The organism is Pseudoalteromonas sp. S1610 (genome assembly GCF_005887465.1).
Classification (GTDB): Bacteria; Pseudomonadota; Gammaproteobacteria; order Enterobacterales; family Alteromonadaceae; genus Pseudoalteromonas; species Pseudoalteromonas undina.
Genome location: NZ_PNDI01000065.1, coordinates 1 through 25,352, shown reverse-complemented (window position 1 = coordinate 25,352; position 25,352 = coordinate 1). Strand labels below are relative to the sequence as shown.

Sequence of the window (25,352 nt, the reverse complement as noted above, 5' to 3'; positions counted from 1 at the left end):
AGACTCTAAATTTGTTTGCCTTGCTTAGCGAACTAAACTTGGCTGTTAGAACTCAATCTGTACGAGTGCCCACACAGATGATTGCTTTATATTGTTAAAGAACGTTGCGACGTTGTCGCCAGGGATGCGTATAATACATCCTTTATTTTTCGAGTCAATACTTAATTTTAAACTTTCTTACGATGATTTAAACTCAAGTTTTATTTAACTCTCTGAGCAGTTCGTGCCTCGCTATGCGTTGGCGTTCCCCGTCTCAGTGGGGTCGCATTATAGGGAGATCCGAAAACAGATCAACCTTTTTTTTAGATCTTTTTACTGTTTGCTCAACTTTCAAGCAAATACTATTAAAATGGTATGGAAAGAGCTTACTTTAGGTCGTTTTTTGCACTCTTACTAACTATTTACTATAAATTTCATTGCTATGTTCAATTAAGACGTTAAGATAGCAAGTTCACAATGTTAAATTAATGTTTATTTCCTGTTTATTGGTAGATCAAAATGAAATTACCCGATCAAAAATCTTTTATCTTTGCAGTTATTCTTGCTGTTGTTGGTTTTGTTATCGTTAAGTTTGCACTTGCAAGCCTAGCATTAGACCCTGCACTACTATTTGGTGCTGGTTTATTAATTGGTGGACTTGTCATTGCTGCAATGTCATCAGTAAGTGCAGAAGAAGCCGAAGTAAAAACAAAAACACTTTATGTTGGCAATCTTCCTTATCGCGCAAATGAAGGCGTTGTACGTGCTTTGTTCGAAGAGCAAGGCAAGGTATTTAATGTTCGTTTATTGAAAGATAAGAATACTGGCAAACGTCGCGGCTTCGGTTTTGTTGAAATGGCTCAAGCTGATGCGGATAACGCAATTGCTAAGTTAAATGATAGTGAGTTCCAACAACGTACTTTAAAAGTACGTGAAGCAAAACAAAAACAAGAAGATGATTCTAACTCTTATCGTTCAGAGTCGGATCAAACAGTGTAACTTGCTTAACGGCTAGTTTATCACTACATATATCAGCCGTTGCATAATACCGCAGCGGCTTTTTTATGCCTGCTTGATCATCGCTTAAATTCAGTAAAGATCTAACTCGCTTAGCAATAGCCGCACCAGAATCTAACAACTCTATATGTGCTTTAAAGTAATCACTAATTGGTTTAGCAAGAATAGGAAAGTGAGTACAGCCTAATACCAGCACATCGATATCTTTATTAATATTTAATCGGTTTAACTCAGCGTGCAGCTTTTCTATATCTAAGTGTTGGGTAAAAAAGAATGTCTCTGCCAGGGTGACCAATTCAACACTACTATATAAGCTTGTAGTTATAAGTGAGGCATGCTCTTTAATCAGTGTATCCGTATATGAACTTGCTACTGTAGCAGGGGTTGCCAATAATCCAATATGCTTTGATTGTGTTATTTGTGCTGCGGGCTTAATCGCAGGTACAACCCCTACAATTGGAATATCTGTTATTTGACGTACCGCACTTAATGCAGATGTTGAGGCGGTATTGCAGGCTATAACAATTAAGTCGACATTGAGCGACTCATTTTTGATAAATTGGATTAGTCCACATAAGCGACTAATTATAGTCTGCTGCGACTGTGCACCATAAGGCAATAATGCATTATCCATGAAGTAACTATATTGAGCGTGAGGAATGCTTTGCTGAATATGCTCAAGTACTGTGGTTCCACCTATACCTGAATCAAATACCATGATGTGCGCTGACAAACTACCATTCCTACTCTTTACTTAGAACGGCAGTTTGCCATGAGGCTTTTATAAAAGAAAGTAGTTTTACTCAGCGTCTAGTTTTGCAGTAGCGGCGTTTAATTTATCTAAGTTTTCAAACATGGTGTTAGTGTAATCAACCAGTTTATCTATTTCTTGTTGATCTTGATTTAGCCATTGAATGATACCTGATAGCTGGCTTTCTAATCCTAGTGCTTGCGCTTTAGAGTAGGCCGATTTTAGATCATCATTAAAAGGCGCGACAGTTTCGGCAATGGCCTTTTCTGAGGTTGGCTTAATTTGTTCATACTCTTTAATAGCTGCCACAGTTTTGCTTTGACGTAAGTCCATTGAAAATGCCACCAGCTGTTCATTTCCTAAGCTGAGTTCTTGGGCTTGTTCAAATGCTTTATCTAAGTCACCACTGAAAAAGGTTTTACTTACATCTTGTAACTCTGCCATTAAATCATTTATAGCTTGCTGTTCGTCTTCATTAAGCTCTCCATTTACTGACATAGAAAATGACAACTCACGAGACTCAGAAAATTGCGTACTAAATGCTTGTGAGCTTTCAGTTTGCTGATAGCGACTAGATGACTGGGATTGGTAAGCGTCTGCAAAACTAATACTCACCTCATCACCTTCTGCGGTGGTAAAAGTGTAATCAGCGCTGTTACTAAGGTTCACATATTGCGATTGACTAACCGTTATGCTTGCTGGCTGAGGATTAAATAAGTTCTGCTCAAATTTATCAAGGCCATTAAAGATGCCCTCTTTTGATTTATCAATCCCCTCTTCAAGCTCTTGATTAAATACGCCCATACCTTTTAATTCATCTACAGCTTCATCAACACCTGTTTGCACGCCTTTACGTGCCTGGTTAAGTATATCTTGTAGCTTGTCATCATCGGCACCATTGGCTTTGGCTTTTTTTACTGAGCTGGTCACAAAGTCTAAAACATTTTTGACTACTTCATTAAAATCAAACAATGGTTTGTCTTTTTTCGCTTCAGCAACCGGCAAGCCTAATTCTTTTGCCATTTTGTCACCCAATACGGCAGCAGCCAATTCTTTTCCGCGTTGCTGATAGCTAGTTGGTGGGGAGTCTATTTTAGGCTGTGGCATTGCTTGCTTAGTATTGTATTTATTGGCATTGCTGTTTGGAACAAAACTAAAGTTACCTATTTTCATGAGAAGACTCCTATTTAGACATACTCTTATATCGGCCAAGTAAGCCTATACTGTAGTAAAATGCTTAAAAAAAGCTCACTATATTTGATCAAAACTAGACAAATACGCTTCGCTCCCTACAATAGCGCCGATAAACAGATCTCAACGATAAGGTTATACCGTTAATGGCAGTTATAAATATAGATACCACGCAGTACGATGCACAATTAAATGAAAAAGAGCAGCGTATTACAGAGCAGTTTCAACGTTTCGGTGTAAAACAGTTAGAAGTATTTAGCTCTGAGCCTATTAACTACCGTCAACGTGCAGAATTTAGAGTATGGCACGATGGTGACGATCTGTTTCATATTATGTTTGATCAACAAACGAAAGATAAAATACGTGTTGATACCTTTGATCCTGCAGCTCCTTTAGTAGGTGAAGTTATGCAGGTAATGATTGATAACTTAAAAGGCTGCGAAGTACTGCGTCGTAAATTATTCCAAATAGATTATTTATCGACCCTAAGCGGTGAAATTTTAGTGAGCTTGCTTTATCACAAGCCACTTGATGAACACTGGTTAACTGAGATTAATGCCTTAAAGGAAAAGCTAAGTAGCCAGTACAAAATTGACTTTATTGGCCGTGCACGTAAGCAAAAAGAAAAATTAGGCGATGACTTTGTTACTGAGCGTTTAATGGTAAATGGCCAAGAGCTAATCTATCAACAGGTAGAAAATAGCTTCACTCAGCCTAATGCGAAGGTGAATATTAAAATGTTAGAGTGGGCACAAGAGCTATGTAAACCACTAAACAATGATTTACTAGAGCTGTATTGTGGTAACGGAAACTTTTCAATTGCACTTGCGGGCTCATTTAATAAAGTGCTGGCAACAGAAATATCAAAATCGTCTGTGCATTCAGCGCAATATAATATTGCTCAAAACAAAGTAACTAACTTAGATATTATTCGCATGTCGAGCGAAGAGTTTACTCAGGCAATGAAAGGCGAGCGTACTTTCTCTCGCTTAGATGGTATTGACCTTAGTAGTTACAACTGCCAAACCATTCTAGTCGACCCGCCTCGTGCTGGCATGGATACCCTAACGTGTGATTTAGTGGCTAACTATGAGAATATTATTTATATCTCATGTAACCCAGATACGTTAGAGCGTGATCTTGATCACTTAACGCAAACCCATGAGGTTAAGCGCTTTGCAATATTTGATCAGTTCCCTTACACACACCATATTGAATCTGGTGTATTTTTACAGAAAAAATAAAATCTAATACTATAATACCAGCGCCTTGATAAGTGCTGGTATTTGCTCTTCACTAAATACTTTAACTTGATTCTTTACCAATAACTTAGCGGTCAGCCCCATGCCTTTTACTTTCACCCCACTATGGCTTCCATCATAAATTGTATTACGGCCACACGAAGGACTAGACTCTTTTAGTAAAGCAAAGCGAATATTATGCTTATTACAAAGGGCTAATGCTTTATTAGCGCCAGCTTCAAATGCACTTGTTACATCCTCAGCAGTATTTGTAATAACTCGATTTTGCTTTATCTCAGCGGGCGCTCTAGGCACGAGTAAACCACCAGCAATCTCAGGACAAAATACGATTAATCTATTTTGCTTTTGCCACAAATTAAGTTGAGGGTGCAATATTGTTTGGCCTTTACCATCATAACGAACTGGCAAACCTAACAAACAACTTGAGATTAAAATTTTTTCCATAATGAATTTTCTTCTCCAAATAAAAAAGCTCCTTTCGGAGCTTTTTTATTTCACTAAACTACTTATTTATTTGCTAAGTAGTTAATAAGTGCGCTTACATCTTCTGGCGATGAAATACCTGACTCGCCACCTAAGTTAAGCTTATATTTACCATTAACAATAAATGTCGGAACGCCACGCAGTGCCCCTTTTCCTTTAAAGTAATCTTGGTCGCGCTTCATTTTAGAGCTCAGTGTACGTACCGAGAAGCTTTCAAATAATTTATCAAATTTGTCGCCATCTACACCTTGCGCTAAAAATACATCTTTTACATCTGCAAGCTCATTAAAACGAGCACGCTTTGCGTGAATGTGATCAAACATCGCTGAAATAATTTTATCTTTTTGCGGTAGTACTTCAGCAGTAGCTAGTGCTTGGCTGATCATGGTTTGATGTTCTGGGTCACGAACGCCCACGAAATCCACATGGCTTTTCTTGAACTTTACGTTTTTGTCTAGCTTAGGTTTGATCTCAGCAAGCAGTGGCTCCATGTTATTACATGCAGGGCAGTAAAAAGAGAAAAACTCTTTTACTTCTGGCTTTCTGGTTGCACGATCAGAGACGACATCATAATGTACGCCCTCTTCGTAAGTGGCAGCAAAACTGGTTGCAGCTAAAGGGAGTAATACAGCAAGCAACCCTGCTTTAACTAATTTGATCATTATTATGGTGCTCCAAAAATTATAGTTTTAGTAAAAAGCTAATTAACTCATCAAGTTCTTGTTGGCTCTTGATTGTATTAATATTGATTTTATATTTGTCATTTACGATAAATGTAGGTACGCCAGTTAATGCGCCAAGCTCAGAATATTTATTCTGCTTATCTTGCATGGCACGTTCAGCTGCTATGATAGGCAAACTAGCAATATCATTATCAAATGTGCTGTTATCAATTGCGTTAAGCTCTAATAACTTCTTAACGTCTTTAATTTCTGTTAATGGTGCACGCTGAATATGGATGCTTTTAAAAATTTGCGCTGTTACTGCTTCGGCTTGACCATGTTTTTTTGCAATTAAGTAAGCAAAGCTCAGGTTACTTTGTGCTTGTGGTGAAACGCCCCCTAAAAAGTTAACATGATTTTTTACAAACTCAGCCCCTTCAGGTAAGTTTTCTGCAATCCCTTTTGCTACCGGCTCAAATTTAAAACAGTGCGGGCAATAGAAAGAGAAGAATTCGGTTACGTTTGGCGTTTTACTCTTTTCAACGTCAATCACAGTATATTGATTACCTGCTTCAAAGTTGGCAGCTAGTGCTGCGAAAGGTAAACATAGGATCAGTAAACTTAGTTTTAATTTTTTAAGCATGAATATCTCGTTATACTTCTTTTTTAAATAAAAATATTATGGCAATAATTTTAACGGGGCTTCTTGCAAAGCTGCAAGCTGTTCTTTAAGCGCTAAAATTTGTTGCTCCCAGTATTTGTCATCTGCAAACCATGAAAAGTTCCGTACAAAAGCTGGATCGCTCCAACGTTTTGCAACCCAACCCATGTAATGAATCATACGCATGGCGCGAAGCGGTTCGATCAGCTTCAGTTGTGAGTGATCAAAATCACAAAACTCTTCATACGCATTCACTAAAGTGTCTAACTGTAACAGCTGTGTTTGTCGATCGCCACTGAGCATCATCCATAAATCTTGAATTGCAGGTCCTTGGCGGCTATCGTCTAAATCAACAAACATCAGCGCATCCCCAGCCCATAAAATATTACCAGCATGGCAGTCTCCGTGTAAGCGAATACTGTCTACATTTTTATATTGCAGCTGCGCTTGGGCAATAACTAAATCTAAAATAGTGTAAAAGGAAGTCTCTAGTCCCATAGGGACTAAATTACTTTTTTGTAAATGAACTTTAGCTGTATGCAGGTATTCATCACAGCTAACGATTGGTCTTTGGGTAAAGGGCTGCGTTTTCGCTACTTGGTGCATGCGACCAATTAAACGCCCTAGTACGTCAAGCTGATCTAAATTATCGACTTCAAATAAACGCCCGCCTACACTTGGGAATAAAGTAAATAAATACCCTTGGTGTTCAAATAAGCTTTGCCCATTATGCTTTATTGGCGCAACGACCGGTACTTCTGCGGCTGCCAGTTCAAAAGCAAAATCATGTTCCTCTTGAATTTGTGCTTTGCTCCAGCGCTCAGGCCGATAAAACTTAACAACGTAACGTTTTCCACCCTCAGCTACAAATTGATACACTCGATTTTCGTAGCTATTTAGCGCTAGCAACCCTGACTCAGCGTAAATATCAACGCTTTCGATGGCATCCAAAATAAGATCTGGGGTTAAGTCAATAAAGCTAAATTTACTCATATACTTCTTATATAAAAGAAAAGCGGGAATATCCCGCTTTTTTGTTAATATCAGTGTTCGTCTTTTAATACAGACTCTTTATCGCGCTTTAAAAAAGTTACTTTGCTGCGATATTTGGTTATCGGGTTCGTTTATTGGCGACAGTACAAAGTTAAACTCGGTCATTGGCGCTTTTAAATCATAAGGGTCCATTACTAATGATAACGGCACATTATGCGATTCACCAGCGTTCACCGTAAAGGTGGTATCACCTATGTATTTATAGTTATCTAACCCTTTAACATCAATAGAGAATGTTTGCTCGTACTGTGCCTTATTAATCACTTTTAAGGTGTAGGTGTTTTCAACTAAGCCATTAAAATCTACACGATACAACTGATTGCGATCACGGATAATATCAAAGTCCATAGGTTTACGCATAGCTATATTGGCTACCAACGCACCAGTAAGTAAGACTAAAATAATGCTGTAACCAATTAGCTTAGGACGCAGCGGATGAGTTTTATTCTCTGGGGTTTCTAAGTTACGCTCAGTGGTATAAGAGATAAGCCCTCGAGGATAATTCATTTTGTCCATTACGCCGTCACAGGCGTCAATACACGCGCCACAGTTTATACACTCGTATTGCAGACCATTACGAATATCAATCCCAGTTGGGCAAACTTGCACACACAAGTTACAGTCAATACAATCACCTAACCCCAGCTCTTTTGGGTCTTGTTTACGCGAACGTGGCCCGCGGTTTTCACCACGCGCTTCATCGTAGCTTACAGTAAAGGTGTCTTTATCAAACATTGCTGACTGAAAACGTGAGTATGGGCATATATGTAAACACATAATCTCGCGCATCCAACCCGCGTTACCATAAGTACAAATAGTAAATACAATAATACTAACTAAGGCATAACCGCCTACGTTAAAGGTAACAAATTCAGGGAGTAGTTCGCGAATAGGCGTAAAATAACCAACAAAAGTTAACGCGGTATACAAAGAAAATAACACCCAACTAGTGTGCTTTGCGGTTTTTCGCCAGAATTTGTCAAAATCCATTGGCCGTTGGTCTAACTTTTTACGTTGGTTAGCACTGCCCTCAAACTTTTCTTCAAACCAAATAAAAATAAAGGTCCATACTGTTTGCGGACAGGTATAGCCACACCATACGCGGCCATAAAAAGTAGTCACTAAAAATAGAGCAAACGCCGCAAGCATAAAAATAAATGCAAGAATAGTGAAGTCTTGTGGCCATAGGGTTAAACCAAAAATATTAAACTTTTGCTCCATTAGCTCAAACAACACAGCTTGCTGGCCATTAAAGTTGATCCAAGGCAATAACATAAACGCTAGCATGCCTAAAAAGCCAATGCGTTGTCTTAGTAATTGATGAAGCCCTGTAACCGCACGTACATAAATGCGATTGCGGGGGTTAAATCTATCTTCTTGACGGCTCAGATCAGGTTTTTGGATCTTAACCTCTGTTGGTATGTTTTTTACTTTAATTTGCTTATCCATTGAAGTTCCTCAACGCCGCTAGGAAATAAAAATTCAGCAATCTTTTTGTACTTTTCGCCTAAGTGTAGCAACTTGCATGCTAAACATAATACGCTTTAAGTCGCACTTGTGTACTTTCAGATATTTCAGAAATATCTAACTACTGCCTCTTATTATACGCATATTAGCTAAAATTACTGACTAGATTGCTAATAATTTATTCAATTTGTGACTTGCTTTTAAGGTGTATTTTATTACACTTGCCGGCTACTAAAGTGTTGTTTGGATCAAGGTTTGTATATTTATGAAGAAATTTTTTATACTAGTGGTTGTGATCCTAGCATTTTTTACCGTTGATCATCCTTTGGTAAAAGAGCCGCGCGAACGGTTGCTCGGTGATGGTATCGGTTTGTTAAGCAGCTCAACTAAAGTAGATCGCTTTCCTGTAGCAACCATGACGAGAAATAAAGTGAATCAACAGTTAGCACTTTCTCGTTCTGAGCAAGACTATGTTGCTAAAACATTTACTACGGATGAATCAGTCAAGTTATTTGAACTACGCTATTGTCGCCAAGGTGATCTAAACCTCTATTTTTACGAAGAACGATTACTTACTGTATGTCGTATTATCAAAGAGTCATTAGCGCAAGCGAGAGTAAAGTAATGGATTTTTCTGGATTAAATAAAAAAGCAAGTAACTCATTTCATAAACATCGCACAATGCTTAAGCAATTGGCACAGGGTAAAACGTTAAAATGCGAACATTGCAATGGCGTATTAACCCTTAACTTAGCCACCAGCGAGCCTGGTAAGGGAGTAATACAGTGCAAACAAGGTTGCACTGATATTGAATTAGAAATTGGCGGTTAGGTGTTAAGAACAACGTTTAAGCGCTAGAAAACTTACTCCTCCCACCCTTCATCAGTATACAAGCCACTGTTAAGCGCTACAATTTCGATAAGTTCAGCAAAACCTAATGCAAAGTCGCCCATTAACTCGTACTGCTGCTCACATAAGTGTAATTCATCAATATTATTTTGCTGTGCAATTTGCGTAATGATTGGTTTATCGAGAGCAAAAAAACTGAGCGTCGCCTGTGCGCTTTCAAGCGCTTGCTTGTATTGAATGTCTAGTTGCTCACTTGCTAATAACTTATGGGTATACGCTTGGCTTGCGGTTAAAAAACCCGCTGACCAGTGCTGGCAAAAGTCATATTCAAACTCAGCGGGTAACTTATAACCCAACTCAAATACTTGCTCACTCACCTGATGGTGTAATGCCATAAACAAAAATAACATGTCTTCATCAAGGTCGTTTGCTGTATCAGGGAGAATATTTTCTAACCATTGGTGAACTTCTAGCGGCTCAGGTGAACATATAACGCCAAATAAATAACCTTGGCTTTGGGTAAGGCTCATTGCGCCTGATTGGGTATTTAAAAACTCGCTGAGCAGCTTGGCATGCTGCTCAGTAAACTGAGGTATTTGCATTAAAACTCTTTATATAAAATATTAAAATTTAAGTGGGTAACGACCTTGGTTATCTGGTCTGCCTAAAAACTTCACCGCGTCATGAACTTCTTTGGGTAAAGTTAGATCAGGTTTAACGTATCCCGCAACTTTAAAGTCAAAATTAGCCTTTAGTGTAGCATCTGCCTCTAGCCCTAATCTATTGTCTGGCTCGATGAGTATAGCAACATCGCCCGACTTACAACTTAATTTGCCACTAAGATCACCAATATTGAACCAACCAGTTAAACCTTGTACGTCAATATCAGGACTGGCTATTTCACCTTGTAGTGATTGGCAATATGGCGCTCCAGAAACGTATTCATCAAGCTCTAAGATTACACGTCCTTTAGCAGTAACTGGTAACGGTAAATCAATTCGCTGCATTGCTCGCTCAACCGTTGAACGCACTACGGTATCAGTTATTTTAAGTTCATCATTAGCTAGTGAATAACTAATATCTGCATAGCCCGATATGTCACTGCGTTCGCGAGGGTTACCAAAACGTAAGTTAGTATTTACTTGAGCTTTAAATAACGACCAGCCAGATATATCCCAGCGTACATTATTTAATTGCTCACCTTCAAAGCGCAGCTGCATCACCTGCCCCTGCCACAACGTGCCAACTGTTTGTCCTATTTCTAGCTGCGGTGGAAAATACGGTTTAGCTAAATTTACAGCAACCGCAGCCGGTAATTTAATAACGCTAAAAACAATAAAGCTCATTAAAAAAACGATGGATAATATTATTATTTTTTTCATTAACTACTTCTCTAATACTAAACGGCTTACGCGTACATAACCGGATTTATCATCTTGGCTTAAATCTAGATTTTCTACGCTTAAACCATGCTGATTAACGAGCTCGTCAATCCATTGGATTAATAGATTAAACTCTACTGAGTCGAGCGTTAAACGAAGTGAGTTATCATTAGGCTGCATTTTACTAATATTAATGCTGTAACGGCCGCGCGTATTATTAACTATTTGGCTGAGATTTTGATTACTCACAGCTTGCGTTTTACCCGCGGCTTTGAGCTTAACAATACTCTCGTCTACCCAGGCTAACAATTCTTGCTGCTTTATTTGTGATTGCTGCGCTCGCTCTATTGCAGTATTTAAAGGCCTAAAAACCCCCATCACCAAAACAAAGATGACAAATACACCGCCTGCAACCATAATTAATTGTTGCTCTTGCTCTTTTAATGAACGCCAATATTGCATTAACTGCTGCTTCATTGTGCACCTCGCAGTCTGATTTCGCCGACGATAAAATCGCCATCATTATTTAACGAGCCCTGCTCAACAGTAACCCCTTGCTGCTCTAGAATGGCTTTAACCTTACCAAAAGTTTGAAAGTCTTTACCACGCGCTCGAATGCGCAATTCATTACGGCGTTTGTCAAAGCGTAATGTTTGTGGCGTAAACTCATTCACTTGCGAAAACACGCTAACCAATTTACTGGTTAAATCTAAAAAGCCAGCATCGCTAACACCTTGTACTTTATTCAATGCACCCTGTATTTGATTTTTAATTAAATGAGGGCGTACTCGTGTGCCGGGAAAGGCTTTTTGATATCGCTCTACGACTTGCGATTTAGCTACTTCTAGCTGCGAATTAAGCTGATGCAATTCAACCGCTTTAATAGTCACACTTGATACCAAGGCAACCACACTAATAATGGCAGCACTTTTCCAGTAACCCCACCATAACGCAGTTTTCTTTTTAAGGGTGTAAGGTCCTTGACGCAAATTAAACTTAAGTTTATCAAGTTGTTTAGCAAATAATGCTAACGGTAACTCATAGTCACTTGTTTGCGGATATAAGTTAAGTGCTTCAGGAAACTGATCAGCAGGGCTGTAATGCTTGATATCTGGGTTGCCTAATGCTACTAAATACTCTTTTAGCCAACTGCTTTCAACCGCGCTAATATGCCAGTCACCTTGTTTAAAGAGCCACTGTTTATTAAGTTCGATGGCAGTAACACATGACTCTTCAGCGCCTGGCAATAGCAATGCATCCGGTACTATTTGATATGGGGTGAGTTGATGTTGTTCAAATACTTCTAACCAGTGCTCAAACCAATCACGGTTCGTTAGCGCAATCTTAATTGCATGCTGCTCATCAACCATAGTTGGCTCCCCAAGCGCGATATAAATGTCGTCTATATCGCATGCAAGATCTTCTTCGAGCATATAGGGCAATGCTTGCTCTAATTTACGGCTCCACTTTGTTGGCAGTGTCACCGTTTTTAATTGCACTTGGTCACATGGTAAAAGTACCACAAGCTCTCGGGTTAATGCTTTTTCAGTTAGTTTACTTAACTGATTGGCATTTTGTAGCTCGCCACTGGCTATTATTTCTTGTTCTTGTGGTGAGTATATTAACCAGTTAAGTAAATCTTGCTCGGTTTGACCCGTGCGGATCAACAGTATCTCTGTCACTGTACGCCTCCAAATTTTCGCGCCAGTATCGTTACCTCGCCATTGCTGGCATACAGTAATGTGGTCATCGAAAAACGCAAATCAACAAATTTTGCCTGCGTTTGTAATTTAAAATATTCACTTTTTAAACTAAAAAGCTTTTCTACTGCTTTGATATTTTTGCCGCCTTGTTGTTTAACAGACTCAAAAAACTCTTCAATATTATCAAAGCCATTTTCAGGTCGCGCTGCGATTACCGCTTGAGCACCCGAAACACTCAGTTCGTCTATTAGGCCACTGAGCAATAAAGCTTGCTCTTCAGTGACTGTATTAACATTAATTGAAAGTAACGTACTGCCTGGGATCACACAGACATAAGGCAACACCTTTTCCATCACTAAAGGGTTAAATCCTTTAATTAAACGCAGTTCAGATACCGAAGCAAATAGGCTATTTGCTGTCATATACGGAAACTGACGCGATAAATACTCGCCTTCTTCAGCTCCTGAGCGATACGTAATACTATTTTTATCTAACCAGTCAAAAACACTATCAGCCATACCTTCTTCAGACTCATCACTGGGTAAGTCTTCTATATTTTCTAATATGGCAAACAACGCTTTATGCGCAGGGTTCGTTTTATTAGTACTGTTTGGGTCAGGCTCAGCACCAAGCGCATTTAAGTTTAAACAGGCTTGTAAATCAGTTAACTGACCGCTTAACGTGCCGTTATCAACTGGATACTTAACATCACCTTGCTTTGCCCACGGCTGCGCTAAGGTGGTTTTTTCTGGATCGTCTTTTTTACTTTGAATTAAGCCTTTAATAGCTAATTCTTCAGCGCCATAAGCATACCATTTAGCCTGTTGCTGACTCTGCAAATTAGTACTTCTTTGTACCTGTAACATTAAATTCGCACTCATTTCTACGGCTAAAATAGCAGCCAGCGCGACAATAAATAACACAATAACTAACGCCGCGCCGCGTGATGCTTTTTGATTCATCAAGGCGTTCCTCGGCCATTTGGTTGCGATTGGTTAGTACCATCATTAACCGGTTTTGGTAGCTCTTTACCGAGTCCTGGCACTAAAAAAACGCGCCTAATTGGTTCTGCGTTCATTTGCTTTAACGTTACAGCTACCGCTTTAGGTAACGCCTTAATTTGCCAGTTTTCTTGCCACTCTGCGTTACCATCTAAAAACTCAAATTTAAGCTCTTCTACGTCAGCTAAAACAACTTGGCTACGAGGCTCCATATTATCAAGTTGATCAACATAAATCCGATATACTCGTTCTAAGTTGTCATCAATTACTCGATAACCAACAGCTTGCAGCTCTGAGCGAGGAAGCAAATTAATGGGATTCATCCAACCATCACGCACAAAGGCAATGCCATCAAGCTGGCTTTCTAAAATGTAGCGCCCTGCAAGTAAGTAACTCTCTTGAAAATCCCCTGCTTCATTACGCACTTGGCGTTTAGTCATTTGGCTAAAGTCTTGATCCATTAGCCTGAAGGCTGTTTGTAACCCATTTAGCTCAGCAATTTTTTCATCTGATGCTTCTTTGGCACGCGTGGTGGTATCAAGTATTTGGTGGGTGGCCATAATAACAAACGCCAACACCCCTAGTGCCACCATCACTTCTAATAATGTAAAACCGCGCTGCTTCACTTATGGCTTACCTTTATTTAAGTAAGTACTTAACTCATAAATTGAATTTTCATACTTATCATCTGTAAACACATTAATAGTGACCTTTACAAAGCTTTTATCAGCAGTGGGCACAACATCTTGGCGCCAAAACCATTCAATCCCCGCCATCATCTCAGTGCCGCGGGTACCATTTTTACCTTGCCATTTTTCGCCTTTCGTTCGTTGTTCTACCAATACATTCTCGGCTACCCATGAGCCATACGTTTGCTCTTCAATACTCGATAAGTGATGAATATGCTCACCAGTTGCTTGCATTGCAGCAATACCCGCCATAGCACAAATACTTAGCGCAACTAAGACTTCTAATAAGGTAAAACCTTGGTATTTTTTCATTATTGGGGCTCTCGACGAAAATCAACTGGCGCTGCAAATTTACCTTCAATAAAATATACCGGCTCCGCCTGATCTTTTAACTCAAGCATAAGCTGAAATGCACTTACATCAGCAGAGGATAAAAGAAGTACTTGAGGAACTTTTAATTTTTTAAGTTCTAATAAACTATCTTCATTATCGCCACTCATTAACTCACGCCAGTTAGACTGCTCTAATAAGTTATCTTGTGCCCAAGGTAGGTCTTCTAGATTAAGTGTTACTTTAAATTGCTGGTCAAACTCAATTGGTTTAAATAACTCTTCCCGCTCAAAGCTGGTCCACTTTTCGCCATCAAACACTAAAAACTCAAGCGTATTTTGATCAACTAATAAACCTAACTCTACCTGATTAAGTACGGCAAATTCCGATGCGGCATTAATGGTGGTATGCAGCCTACTTGCTTGCTTATCTAGCTCTTCCTCTGCGCCGCCATCTAAGCTGTATACCACCATTTTGGTGGCAAAGGCGATGATCACCAATACCACTAAAATTTCTATTAAACTAAAACCATATTGCTTCGCACTCAGGTGCTTAAGGTTTACCAGCATGGTAAACCCCAATCAACTAAGTTTAAGCGTATGATTAAGTTAATGCCCATTACTGCTTATCTTCACCCCAGTTACCAATATCATCCTCAGTAGCCGGTTCGCCATCAGGCCCCATTGAAAAAATATCAATTTTACCTACTTCACCTGGGTAAATAAGTTGGTAAGGGTTGCCCCATGGATCTTCTGGCAATTTACTAATAAAACCGCCATCAGGAAAACGCTTTGGGATAGGCTCAATGCTGGTTTTAGTTACCAACGCCTCAAGCCCTTGCTCTGTACTCGGGTAGCTTTTATTTTTTAACTTATAAAGGCTAACGGCATCTTCTAACTGCTGAATATCTAAATGCGCTTTATCAATAGCCGCTTCTTCTTGCTGACCCATAATATTAGGTGCCACAATCGACATGATCATCCCGATGATAACCAATACCACCATCACTTCTAATAAAGAAAAACCTGATTGTTTATTCACGTTATTACCTCGTTATTCTAAAAACACTAAACAAAAATGATTTAAGTAAATCATTAATATAAAAAAATAATTAAAGGCCAACAGCCTTATTCATTGCCATAATTGGCTGCAAAATTGCCATTACTATAAACAGTACAATGACTGCCATAGAGGCAATCATTGCGGGTTCTAATAATTTTAATGACACATTGACCATACTTTCAAACTCGCGATCTTGATTGTTAGCGGCTCGCTCTAACATTTGCTCAAGTTCACCAGACTTTTCACCACTGGCTATCATATGTAGCATCATTGGTGGAAACAACTTAGTTTGCTGCAGTGAAGCACGTAGGCTTGCCCCTTCACTTACTCTTTCTGCGGCATCAGCCACAGCTTGTTTGATTTTTTCGTTAACTAATACCCCACCAGAAATACGCATTCCTTCTAGTAGCGGTACTGAACTTGACGATAAAATACTTAAAGTACGAGCAAAGCGCGCTGTGTTAATCCCTCTAGCAACTTTACCTATGCCTGGCATATGTAATACTTTTTCATCCCACCAAAACCGTACCTTAGGTTTTTTAAGCGCATACTTGATTCCAACCGCGGTAGCGGTGATCACCAGCAAACTTATAAACCAGTAATTTTGCACAAAATGACTACCTGCCATAACCCACTCGGTAGTCCAAGGTAAAACTTGTTTGGTTTTTTCGAACGTTTTTAATATTTTAGGTACTACTGTACCTAATAACACCGAAACAATACCAATAGCAAACACCACCAAAATAATCGGATACACCATAGCCTGCGTAATTTGACTGCGCATATGTTGGCGCTGCTCGGTATAATCAGCTAGCCTGTTGAGCACTTGATCTAAGTGACCTGACTTTTCACCTGCCGCTACCATAGCTCGGTATAAATCGTCAAATACATGCGGAAACTCACTCATACCGTCAGCCAGAGTATAACCTTCTACTACTTTGGAGCGCACCGACATTAACATACGTTTTAAGCGTGGTTTTTCACACTGCTCAGCAACCGCCATTACCGCCCCTTCTACAGGTAGGGCAGACTGAATTAAGGTTGCAAGCTGACGAGTGATCAAAGCGAGATCGGCAGTTGATATGGTTGGTTTAAATAAAGAACCGAGTAAAGGTACTTTTTGACCTTTAACTTGTTTGTCATCTTGCGCAGCAGGCACCACCTCAAGTGGTGTGAGCTTTTGATCGCGCAGAAGCTGACGAACTTGCTTAGCTGTATCGGCTTCTAAAATACCTTTTTTTTCTTTTCCCCGGCCATCTAATGCGCGGTATTCAAACGCTGCCATAGCTAGCCTTCCTCACGCGTTACGCGCAGTACTTCTTCAAGCGTTGTTTTACCTGCAAGAACACGGCTGCAGCCATCTTGACGAATGCTTGGGCTGTGCTTACGAATGTATTTCTCTACGCTTTGCTCACCTTTACCGCTGTGGATCATTTCACGAATGGTTTCGTCGACAACTAATAACTCGTGAATACCAGTACGACCTCGGTAGCCATTAAAGTTACACTCTTCACATCCTACCGCGCGGTAAATCGTCGGTGCATTGTCAAACGGTACGCCGAGTAATTCACATTCACGCTCATCTGCAACGTGACCTTCTTTACAGCTATTACATAAAGTACGTACTAAGCGCTGGGATAACACCCCCAGTAATGAAGACGATAATAAAAACGGCTCAACGCCCATATCTTCCATACGAGTGATTGCACCTGAGGCGGTATTAGTATGTAACGTAGACATAACTAAGTGGCCAGTAAGTGATGCTTGCACACCAATTTGGGCTGTTTCTAAATCTCGTATTTCACCGACCATAACTACATCAGGATCTTGACGTAAAATGGCGCGCAGACCACGGGCAAAAGTCATATCAACCTTGGTATTAACCTGTGTTTGGCCAATACCTGGGATTTCGTACTCGATTGGATCTTCAACCGTTAAGATATTACGATCTCGCGAGTTAATTTGGCTCATACCTGCATATAGGGTGGTACTTTTACCAGAGCCTGTAGGACCTGTTACTAAGATTATACCGTGAGGCTTGCTAATTAAGTCGGCAAACAGCTCTCGGTTTCGAGCTGTCATACCTAAGTCTTCTAGGTTTAAACGTGCATTGTTTTTATCAAGCAAACGTAGTACCACGCGCTCACCAAAGCTCGATGGCATAGTCGACACACGCACATCTACAGCGCGCCCAGCTATACGCAAACTAATACGGCCATCTTGCGGTATGCGTTTTTCTGCGATATCGAGTTTGGCCATTACTTTAATACGCGATACCAGCAAAGAGGCTAGTTTCCGATTAGGTTTTAAAACTTCTTTGAGTACGCCATCCACCCGAAAACGAATAACCAGCTCTTGCTCAAATGTTTCAATGTGAATATCAGAGGCACCTTCTTTAATTGCCTCACTGAGCATGGCATTAATCAGCTTTATAATTGGCGCATCGTCGTCACCGGCAAGTAAGTCTTCAGTTTGAGGAAGCTCATCAGCTAGTGAGAATAAATCAACCTCATTACCAATGTCTTCCATCATTTGCTGAGTTTCTGAGCTATCACGTTGATACGATGCTTCTAGTAATAGCTCAAACTTATCATCTTCTAGTTGCTCAAGTGTAAAGCCATGTCCTGCAATACGGCGCACTTCTAATAATACATCAACATCCAACTCGCCACGGTAGTAAACAACTCGGTTATCCTTATGTTTACTAAGTAACGCACCCACTCGTCTGGCATATGAAAACGGCAAACGTTTTGCAGGCAGTTCAATTAAGTCATCTTGAGCAAGCTGTTCATCATTACTGTGAGTAATTGGATGAACAACATCTTGATTAATATCTTCTATCGCATTAGTCATCATTACGCTCTTGTGCATTTTGTTTGCGTAAATGCTCTTCGTACGTAGGAGGTAGCACTAGTTCGTCATTCCACTCAGGTAAAATAGGCGTGTCTGACTTTGGCATCAAATTAATACCATCTTCACGTTTTTTAAATTGCTCGCCGCGAATAAAGTTATATTTATTAAAGCTAAGTTTATTCATGCTAACGCCATCGCGAATAATGGTCGGTCTTATAAATACAATAAGATTACGCTTACGCTTCGTTGTATTAGTTGACTTAAATAAGTGCCCTAAAATAGGGATGTCGCCTAGTAATGGTACTTTTGACACGCTTTCTTGCACATCTTCATCTATCAAGCCGCCTAATACCACCATGCCGCCATCATCGGCCATCACGGTTGTTTTAATTGCGCGTTTATTCACTGAAATATCAACTGCCGTTGCACCACTTACACTGGAAACTTCTTGCTCAATGGTTAATTGCACTGCAGAACCATCGTTAATTTGTGGTGTCACTTTAAGTTTTATACCCACTTCTTGACGCTCAACCGTTTGAAATGGATTTTCATTGTTACTACCTGTTTGTGAACCGGTAATAATAGGCACTTCTTGACCAACTAAAATAGACGCCTCTTCGTTATCCATAGTGGTAATAGATGGAGTCGCTAGGATATTAGAATTAGTATCGGTAGATACTGCTTGTACGATTGCACCCCAGTCATTTTTAATTACACCCATAGCTAACCCATTAATACCACCAAGTAATGACGCAAGCGGGCCGTAATCGCCTTCAGTTGTTTCATCATATTTGGTGACAGTACCTGATTCAGTACCAATAATGTTTTTAGTCACCGTTTTATCACGGGCTTGCTCAGCCGCTACGGCTAAAGAGCCAACAGGTACTGTTGTACCATTGTTAAATTGCAGCATGCCGCCTTCTTCTGAAATCCATTGCAGGCCAAAGTTAACACCATCGCCTTCCATTACTTCAATAATAATGGCTTCCACTAGTACTTGTGCGCGGCGAATATCTAAGCGCTCAATAACAGATTCTAGTGAACGCATAGTATCTGGCTGGGCGGTAATGACTAATGAATTTGAATCTGGGTGAGCTTCAATGCTAGTGTCGTTTTTATTACTACTACGTGATTTAGTAGCTCCACCTTGCGTGTCCTCTGCTAGCGATTTGCTCACACCTTGGAGTACTTTTACTAAATCTTCGGCCTTTGCGTAGTTGAGGTAAAACACTTTAGTATTACCTTGGCTTTCCAGTTCGCCATCTAAACGTTTAATGAGCTCAATGGCCCGTGTCCGTGCTTGGCCTTCACCACTAACAATCACACTATTAGTACGACCATCAGCCACCACTTTAGGAATTAAAAACTCAGGTACGCTACCCTTACCACTGTCTTTGTATATATTCTCTACTACAGAGACAACATCATCAGCCGTTGCGAACTTAAGCTTAACGATATCGACTCGCTTATCACCCGCTTGGTCAACAGAGCGAATAATTTCTACTAAGCGGTTAACCGAGGCTGCATGACCAGTTAGCATCATTACGTTGGCCGCATTAAAGTTAGCAACGTGACCGCCGTCTTTTTGGTCGCTAAATTGGCGAACTAAAGGACCTAATTCTTGTACGCTTACATTTTTAACTCGCACAACCCGTGTAATCATCATATCGCCAAGCGCTTGGCTATCAGCAGTAATTAATGGCACGTTTGATTTTTTAGCATCTGAGCTTTTTTCTATTTTTATTATGTTGTTATCCATTTCGACGGCTGAATAACCGTAAACTTCTAAAACATTTAAAAAGAACTGATAGTAAAGTGCCTCATCCATTAATTCGTAACTACGTACATTTACTTTGCCACGCACGTTAGGATCAATAATGATGGTTTTATTAAGGTTTTTGCCAACAATATTAATAAACTCATTAATATCTGTGCCCTTAAAGTTAGCAGCGTATTCAACAGCAGCAACCGACATAGAAAGACTTGCCGCTAAAAAAAGTGCTGCATACTTAGCTAACCCTTTTTTAATTTTTTTGAGGTGTAGCACCTGAACCATTATGTTAAAACTCCAAAGCTAAGTTATTGCAGACTAAATAGTACATCTATTTGCTCACCATCACGCTCTATTGTGATAGTTGCATCTGTACTGTTTCGCAGCTCATTCATTGCTGCCATTGCCTGTTTTAAATCTGTTAATTGATAACCGTTAATTGCCACGGCTAAATCGTTATTTTGTAATCCCATTTGTTTAAATAGTTCGGGCTCTTTACCTGGACTCAAACGATAACCTATAAGTTCCCCATCATTCATCGCTTGAGAAACACGTATATAATCAAATAGCTTGCCAGGTTCTTCTAAAAGCTCTTCGCGAGTTTCTATTAATGCTTCTTTCACCTCAAGGTTGGCAGTGGCATCAATTTGTTCATCGCTTTGTGCTGAAGGCGCTAAAGGCCCCATTTCAGACTCATCTCGCGCAGCGAGTACCGGCATAGACACTGTTTTAGTAAAGTCGAGCCCATCAAGCATTAAGGTTTCAAAGCGACCACTTACATCTAGAATCACACGATCTGGGAGTATTTGCGATACTTTTGCACGTGTACCTTGCACCACATCCTCTACTAAATAACTCGTCTGGCGACCTTGCGACTCAATAATAGCCATTCCCGCCTTATCATCATTACTAACAGCAACGATACCGGTTAAATTAATACTAAGACGCGTTTCAGGGGCATTATTAATGACTTTAGTTTGCGAAGCAGTATTGGTGTTTTTTGTTACATTTACTTTACCAAATAAAAATTGCTCAATGATCGAATCTACAGACTGGTTATTGCCACCCACAGCTTGGTTAGAATAGCTGATAGGGGCAAGAGGAGATGTTACTGGCTGCGGCCATAATAGCCACATCAGTTTTGATAATAAAAATGCAATATAAACAACAACTAAAACCATAACCATTGCGCTTAATTTCGCATGCGGTAAACGGTTTAATAACTGCTTAAATTGTTGAACGTGCTGTTCCATAGGTAGTGTTCTTATTTTAATTTATAACGAAATCACTCAGCCATAGTACCTTTTCATTTTTCATTCAACAAGCACGCTAATATTAAACTTTGTAAACAGATTAATTTATTTATCGTATCAGCTATCAAGCAATAGCTACATGCGGTAACGGTTTCGTGATAATTTACCTAGGCAGTAAATTTACTAGGGATGTTTTATGACAAAGAAAACTAAACTCAATGACAGCTCAGAAAACGCTGACGCACTTAAAGTGAGGTTGGACAAATGGTTATGGGCGGCTCGATTTTATAAAACGCGTGCAATAGCTCGAGAAATGGTACAAGGCGGCAAAGTACATTATAATGGGCAACGCAGTAAGGCTAGTAAAATTGTAGAAATTGGCGCAGTTATAAAGCTAGCTCAAGGCGTTGATGAAAAAACCATCACAGTATTAAATATACTTGAAAAGCGCCAAAGCGCCCCCATTGCACAGACCATGTATCAAGAATCTGATGCTAGTATTGCTAAGCGTGAAGAAAATAGTATTGCACGCAAAAATAACAGTTTCTTTGCTCCTCATCCGGATAAAAAACCAGATAAAAAGCAAAGGCGCGAACTTTTAAAAATGAAATCAAGTTAGGTATAGCCGCTCATGCAACAAGATTTACTTCACCGCTATTTATTTGACAACCTCGATGTTCGTGGCGAACTCGTACAAATAGACAACGCTTACAATGAAATGATTGCGAAACACAATTATCCAGAGCCCGTTAAAGCATTATTAGGTGAGCTGCTTGTTGCAACCTGTTTATTAACAGCAACGTTAAAGTTTGAAGGCGAAATTGCAGTTCAACTACAAGGTGATGGCCCCGTAAAATATGCGGTGATCAATGGTGATGATCAACAAAATATGCGTGGTATTGCGCGATTACAACATGAAGTTACTGGCTCAACGGTAAAAGAGCTCATTGGCCAAGGCTACATGGTTATCACGATTACTCCAACTCAAGGTGAGCGTTACCAAGGTATAGTACCTTTAGAGCATGATACATTAAGTGAATGTATAGAAAGCTATTTTGAGCAGTCTGAGCAATTAAAAACTCGCCTTTGGTTTGCAACTGATACTGAAGAAGGCAGCGCCAAAGCATGTGGGCTATTTTTACAAGTGCTACCTGTAGATAAACAAAAATCGATTGAAGATTTTGCTCACTTAGAAGCACTCAGCAATACTATTAAAGATGAGGAGCTACTAGAGCTTGATGCCAATACTATTCTAACGCGCCTTTATCATGAAGATAACCCACGCGTATTTGACCCTCAACCAATTCAATTTAAATGTGGCTGTAATCGCGAAAAAACGATGACAGCTTTAGTTAATGTTGGTCAACAAACGCTTTTGGATGATGTCGAAAAAAATGGTGAGATTAAAATTAGCTGTCATTACTGTTTAAAAGATTATGTATTTAACGAACAAGATATAAAAAGTATATTTAATTAATCTAGCTTTTTAAAACACACTATAAAATAGCCATAATTTTTTATGGCTTTTTTGTGCCCAAAAAATGACACCGGTATCACAAGCTGAGCATTTTTCATGACACCGGTATCATTGAAATTATTCATGTTTTTTCCTTAATTTATATGTTTTTACGGCGTTTATAAGCTCGAATATCCTTAATCCATCTGTTACTATATTTGCAGCTTAAAGGTTACTAAGACCCAGAGCTATCCCGTTCAATCTCACACAATTTAGGTATAAACATGACTTCAAGCGCTACCCGTTTTGTCGATCTAACTGCAGCTGAACTTGTCGAACACGCTATCAGCCGTGGCGAAGGGACTTTAGCCGCCAATGGTGCTTTTGTAGCTAACACTGGTCGTCGTACCGGTCGTTCTCCAAAAGATCGTTTTATTGTTCAAGAATCAAGTACTGAAAATGAAATCCAATGGGGTAATGTAAATCGCCCATTCGATGCAGATAAGTTTGACGCCTTATGGGCACGTGTAGAAGCACATGTGCAAAGCAACGACCACTTTATCTCTCACCTTGAAGTAGGCGCTGATCCAGAGCACTACCTTCCAGTGGTTGTAACAACAGAAACTGCTTGGCACCATATCTTCGCTAAAAATATGTTCATCCAACCACAATCATACAACAAAGCCGACTTTCCTCAGTGGCAAGTAATGAACGTACCTTCGTTTGTATGTGATCCAGAGCGCGATGGTACCAATAGCGATGGCACAGTTATTATTAACTTTGCACAACGTAAAGTGTTACTTGCTGGCATGCGCTACGCGGGTGAAATGAAAAAATCGATGTTCTCTGTGCAAAACTTCCTACTACCAGCGAAAGGTGTATTACCAATGCACTGTTCTGCTAACGTAGGTGAAGCAGGAGATACCGCATTATTCTTTGGTTTATCTGGTACAGGTAAAACAACATTATCAGCAGATCCAACTCGCTTCTTAATCGGTGATGACGAGCACGGCTGGGCACCAGGTAGTGTATTTAATATCGAAGGTGGTTGTTACGCTAAATGTATCGACCTTTCTCAAAAGAACGAACCTGTTATCTGGGATGCTATTCGATTCGGTACAATTTTAGAGAATGTGGTACTTGATGAAAACCGTGTTCCTGATTTCAACGATACCAGCCTAACTCAAAATAGCCGTGCAGCTTACCCACTAGAGCACGTTGAAAAACGTAAAGTTGAAAACCGCGCAGGTGAGCCTAAGGCTGTTGTTTTCCTAACATGTGATGTGAGTGGTGTACTACCGCCGGTATCTGTACTAACCGAAGAAGCTGCAGCATTTCACTTCCTAAGTGGCTACACAGCAAAAGTAGGCTCTACAGAAATTGGTTCTACTAGCGATATTGAGTCAACATTCTCAACCTGTTTTGGTGCTCCTTTCTTCCCACGTCCTGCAGGTGTATACGCAGAGCTTCTAATGAAGCGTGTACGTGAATTCGGCGCTAAAGTTTACCTAGTTAACACTGGATGGACAGGTGGCCCTTACGGTATTGGTAAGCGTTTTGATATTCCAACAACACGAGCTGTTGTGGATGCAATCGTATCTGGAAAATTAGCCGGTGTAGAAACCCAACATATTGACGTGCTAAACCTAGACGTACCAGTTGCAGTACCGGGCGTAGATAGCAAGCTTCTTAACCCAATCAATACCTGGGAAGACAAAGCTAAATACGCAGAATATGCGGCTAAGCTAGCATCTGATTTCACAGAAAATTTTGCTAAATACGACGTATCTGACGAAATTAAAAACGCAGGCCCTAAAGTTTAATAATCACCTTTAGCCTGATAATTAAAACGCCAACCTTGAGTTGGCGTTTTTGATCCTATCTATTTTACTTCAGCAACGTAGTTACTTTAATAATTGCTGATAAGCCACCTATTAGCTAAAACGTTTCCCTATGTTTTGTGCATTTCTTAATAAAGGCTCACCGAGTGCCTATTAAGCTTTAAAGTAGCAGTTACTAGTTTGTATATCTCAAATTAAACGCTATTAAACTATGTCACATTAGTAAAGTTACGGGATGTAATCAGCAATGAAACAATACTGTAGGGTAAATCTGTCCAATACCTCACTCTTTACCCTGTTAGAGCACATAAAACAACACTAGCTATTACTGGTAAACTCCTTCGAACACAAGAAGGCTCAAGTCATTCGAGTCTTGCTTGCTTTTGGAGTGAGTGTGCTACTTCGTAGTGACCGCGCAGTAGAATATCGTAGTGCCTACAGCGCTAGAGAGCTACATAGCAAGGTACATTCAATGTTTTTAATGGGATGGGTTGACGTTGCGTTATTTTGCCCGTGGGGTTCTAGATACTCAACCCACGCTACGGTGGTCAGGTTGACGCTGTGCTGCTGATAGCTGACGGCTAATACTTTCATTTTCATGCAGACGTAAAAAATCCCGACTCTTTCGAATCGGGC

The 25,352-nt window shown here is 39.9% G+C and carries 28 protein-coding genes; 7 read left to right on the top strand and 21 right to left on the bottom strand.

Features of this window, described 5'->3' with window-relative positions; genetic code table 11:
• Positions 1-498: 498 nt before the first annotated feature.
• Positions 499-978 carry an RNA recognition motif domain-containing protein gene (locus CWB77_RS16720; RefSeq protein WP_055013410.1) on the top strand — a complete coding sequence of 160 codons (480 nt, stop codon included), beginning with the start codon at positions 499-501 and terminating at the stop codon, positions 976-978.
• Here CWB77_RS16720 and murI read toward each other — a convergent pair.
• Together murI and CWB77_RS16710 are read right to left on the bottom strand one after the other, a co-directional pair.
• Positions 941-1,729: a glutamate racemase gene (gene murI / locus CWB77_RS16715; protein ID WP_138623679.1), complete on the bottom strand. Its 789-nt coding sequence runs from the start codon at positions 1,727-1,729 to the stop codon at positions 941-943. The two genes, CWB77_RS16720 and murI, sit on opposite strands and share 38 nt — an antisense overlap.
• A 66-nt stretch (positions 1,730-1,795) precedes the next feature.
• Complete coding sequence (locus CWB77_RS16710) at positions 1,796-2,920, bottom strand: DUF5610 domain-containing protein (protein ID WP_138623677.1); 1,125 nt, start codon at positions 2,918-2,920, stop codon at positions 1,796-1,798.
• Between the two features lie 164 nt (positions 2,921-3,084).
• Between CWB77_RS16710 and trmA the strand changes: the two genes are divergently transcribed.
• A complete protein-coding gene (gene trmA / locus CWB77_RS16705) occupies positions 3,085-4,182 on the top strand; it encodes a tRNA (uridine(54)-C5)-methyltransferase TrmA (protein WP_138623675.1) in 1,098 nt (365 codons plus the stop codon).
• 9 nt (positions 4,183-4,191) lie between these two features.
• Here the strand turns inward: trmA and CWB77_RS16700 are convergent, their stop codons facing one another.
• The 5 genes from CWB77_RS16700 to ccoG all read right to left on the bottom strand — a co-directional run bounded on the left by CWB77_RS16700 (position 4,192) and on the right by ccoG (position 8,508).
• Positions 4,192-4,644, bottom strand: a complete 453-nt coding sequence (locus CWB77_RS16700; protein ID WP_008113397.1) for a 2-thiouracil desulfurase family protein — start codon at positions 4,642-4,644, stop codon at positions 4,192-4,194.
• 62 nt (positions 4,645-4,706) lie between these two features.
• Positions 4,707-5,345, bottom strand: coding sequence for a thiol:disulfide interchange protein DsbA/DsbL (locus tag CWB77_RS16695; protein WP_008113400.1), 639 nt, complete (start codon positions 5,343-5,345; stop codon positions 4,707-4,709).
• A 19-nt stretch (positions 5,346-5,364) separates the two neighbouring features.
• A complete protein-coding gene (locus CWB77_RS16690) occupies positions 5,365-5,988 on the bottom strand; it encodes a thiol:disulfide interchange protein DsbA/DsbL (protein ID WP_036980428.1) in 624 nt (207 codons plus the stop codon).
• A 36-nt stretch (positions 5,989-6,024) separates the two neighbouring features.
• Positions 6,025-6,999 (bottom strand): serine/threonine protein kinase, encoded by a 975-nt coding sequence (locus CWB77_RS16685; protein WP_055013406.1) that lies wholly within the window; start codon positions 6,997-6,999, stop codon positions 6,025-6,027.
• A 78-nt stretch (positions 7,000-7,077) separates the two neighbouring features.
• Entirely contained in the window at positions 7,078-8,508 is a 1,431-nt protein-coding gene (gene ccoG, locus CWB77_RS16680) for a cytochrome c oxidase accessory protein CcoG (protein WP_010393031.1), read from the bottom strand.
• 283 nt (positions 8,509-8,791) lie between these two features.
• Here ccoG and CWB77_RS16675 point away from each other — a divergent pair, with 283 nt between their 5' ends.
• On the top strand, positions 8,792-9,151 hold the full coding sequence (locus CWB77_RS16675; protein WP_010393028.1) for a hypothetical protein: 360 nt from the start codon (positions 8,792-8,794) through the stop codon (positions 9,149-9,151).
• Positions 9,151-9,357: a hypothetical protein gene (locus tag CWB77_RS16670; protein ID WP_010393026.1), complete on the top strand. Its 207-nt coding sequence runs from the start codon at positions 9,151-9,153 to the stop codon at positions 9,355-9,357. The genes CWB77_RS16675 and CWB77_RS16670 overlap by 1 nt, the downstream gene beginning before the upstream one ends.
• A 32-nt stretch (positions 9,358-9,389) precedes the next feature.
• Here CWB77_RS16670 and CWB77_RS16665 read toward each other — a convergent pair whose 3' ends face one another.
• The 13 genes from CWB77_RS16665 to gspC all read right to left on the bottom strand — a co-directional run bounded on the left by CWB77_RS16665 (position 9,390) and on the right by gspC (position 21,419).
• Entirely contained in the window at positions 9,390-9,977 is a 588-nt protein-coding gene (locus CWB77_RS16665; protein WP_138623673.1) for a UPF0149 family protein, read from the bottom strand.
• Between the two features lie 21 nt (positions 9,978-9,998).
• Positions 9,999-10,757, bottom strand: a complete 759-nt coding sequence (locus tag CWB77_RS16660; protein WP_055013404.1) for a type II secretion system protein N — start codon at positions 10,755-10,757, stop codon at positions 9,999-10,001.
• 3 nt (positions 10,758-10,760) lie between these two features.
• Positions 10,761-11,234, bottom strand: a complete 474-nt coding sequence (locus CWB77_RS16655) for a type II secretion system protein M (RefSeq protein WP_138623671.1) — start codon at positions 11,232-11,234, stop codon at positions 10,761-10,763.
• The gene (gspL, locus tag CWB77_RS16650) at positions 11,231-12,439 is read right to left on the bottom strand and encodes a type II secretion system protein GspL (RefSeq protein ID WP_138623669.1); all 1,209 of its coding nucleotides are present in this window, start codon (positions 12,437-12,439) and stop codon (positions 11,231-11,233) included. The genes CWB77_RS16655 and gspL overlap by 4 nt, the downstream gene beginning before the upstream one ends.
• On the bottom strand, positions 12,436-13,422 hold the full coding sequence (gspK, locus tag CWB77_RS16645; RefSeq protein ID WP_138623667.1) for a type II secretion system minor pseudopilin GspK: 987 nt from the start codon (positions 13,420-13,422) through the stop codon (positions 12,436-12,438). Before gspK ends, gspL begins: the two co-directional genes overlap by 4 nt.
• Positions 13,422-14,087 (bottom strand): type II secretion system minor pseudopilin GspJ, encoded by a 666-nt coding sequence (gspJ, locus tag CWB77_RS16640; protein WP_010393015.1) that lies wholly within the window; start codon positions 14,085-14,087, stop codon positions 13,422-13,424. Before gspJ ends, gspK begins: the two co-directional genes overlap by 1 nt.
• A complete protein-coding gene (gene gspI, locus CWB77_RS16635; RefSeq protein ID WP_010393012.1) occupies positions 14,088-14,462 on the bottom strand; it encodes a type II secretion system minor pseudopilin GspI in 375 nt (124 codons plus the stop codon).
• A complete protein-coding gene (gene gspH, locus CWB77_RS16630) occupies positions 14,462-15,049 on the bottom strand; it encodes a type II secretion system minor pseudopilin GspH (RefSeq protein ID WP_138623665.1) in 588 nt (195 codons plus the stop codon). Before gspH ends, gspI begins: the two co-directional genes overlap by 1 nt.
• A gap of 49 nt (positions 15,050-15,098) precedes the next feature.
• Complete coding sequence (gspG, locus tag CWB77_RS16625; protein WP_010393008.1) at positions 15,099-15,521, bottom strand: type II secretion system major pseudopilin GspG; 423 nt, start codon at positions 15,519-15,521, stop codon at positions 15,099-15,101.
• A gap of 70 nt (positions 15,522-15,591) precedes the next feature.
• A complete protein-coding gene (gene gspF / locus CWB77_RS16620) occupies positions 15,592-16,827 on the bottom strand; it encodes a type II secretion system inner membrane protein GspF (protein ID WP_138570972.1) in 1,236 nt (411 codons plus the stop codon).
• A 2-nt stretch (positions 16,828-16,829) separates the two neighbouring features.
• Complete coding sequence (gene gspE, locus CWB77_RS16615) at positions 16,830-18,395, bottom strand: type II secretion system ATPase GspE (RefSeq protein ID WP_010393003.1); 1,566 nt, start codon at positions 18,393-18,395, stop codon at positions 16,830-16,832.
• Complete coding sequence (gene gspD, locus CWB77_RS16610; RefSeq protein WP_010393000.1) at positions 18,388-20,451, bottom strand: type II secretion system secretin GspD; 2,064 nt, start codon at positions 20,449-20,451, stop codon at positions 18,388-18,390. The genes gspE and gspD overlap by 8 nt, the downstream gene beginning before the upstream one ends.
• Positions 20,452-20,474: 23 nt before the next feature.
• Entirely contained in the window at positions 20,475-21,419 is a 945-nt protein-coding gene (gene gspC / locus CWB77_RS16605) for a type II secretion system protein GspC (protein ID WP_010392999.1), read from the bottom strand.
• A 196-nt stretch (positions 21,420-21,615) separates the two neighbouring features.
• On the opposite strand from gspC, the gene hslR reads away from it, so the two are divergent.
• Together hslR and hslO are read left to right on the top strand one after the other, a co-directional pair.
• A complete protein-coding gene (gene hslR / locus CWB77_RS16600; protein ID WP_010392996.1) occupies positions 21,616-22,038 on the top strand; it encodes a ribosome-associated heat shock protein Hsp15 in 423 nt (140 codons plus the stop codon).
• 12 nt (positions 22,039-22,050) lie between these two features.
• Positions 22,051-22,896, top strand: a complete 846-nt coding sequence (gene hslO / locus CWB77_RS16595) for an Hsp33 family molecular chaperone HslO (protein ID WP_055013398.1) — start codon at positions 22,051-22,053, stop codon at positions 22,894-22,896.
• Here the strand turns inward: hslO and CWB77_RS18755 are convergent.
• Positions 22,893-23,021 carry a hypothetical protein gene (locus CWB77_RS18755; protein WP_008113428.1) on the bottom strand — a complete coding sequence of 43 codons (129 nt, stop codon included), beginning with the start codon at positions 23,019-23,021 and terminating at the stop codon, positions 22,893-22,895. The genes hslO and CWB77_RS18755 overlap by 4 nt on opposite strands.
• 138 nt (positions 23,022-23,159) lie before the next feature.
• Between CWB77_RS18755 and CWB77_RS16590 the strand changes: the two genes are divergently transcribed.
• Entirely contained in the window at positions 23,160-24,698 is a 1,539-nt protein-coding gene (locus tag CWB77_RS16590; protein WP_010392990.1) for a phosphoenolpyruvate carboxykinase, read from the top strand.
• Positions 24,699-25,352: the final 654 nt, after the last annotated feature.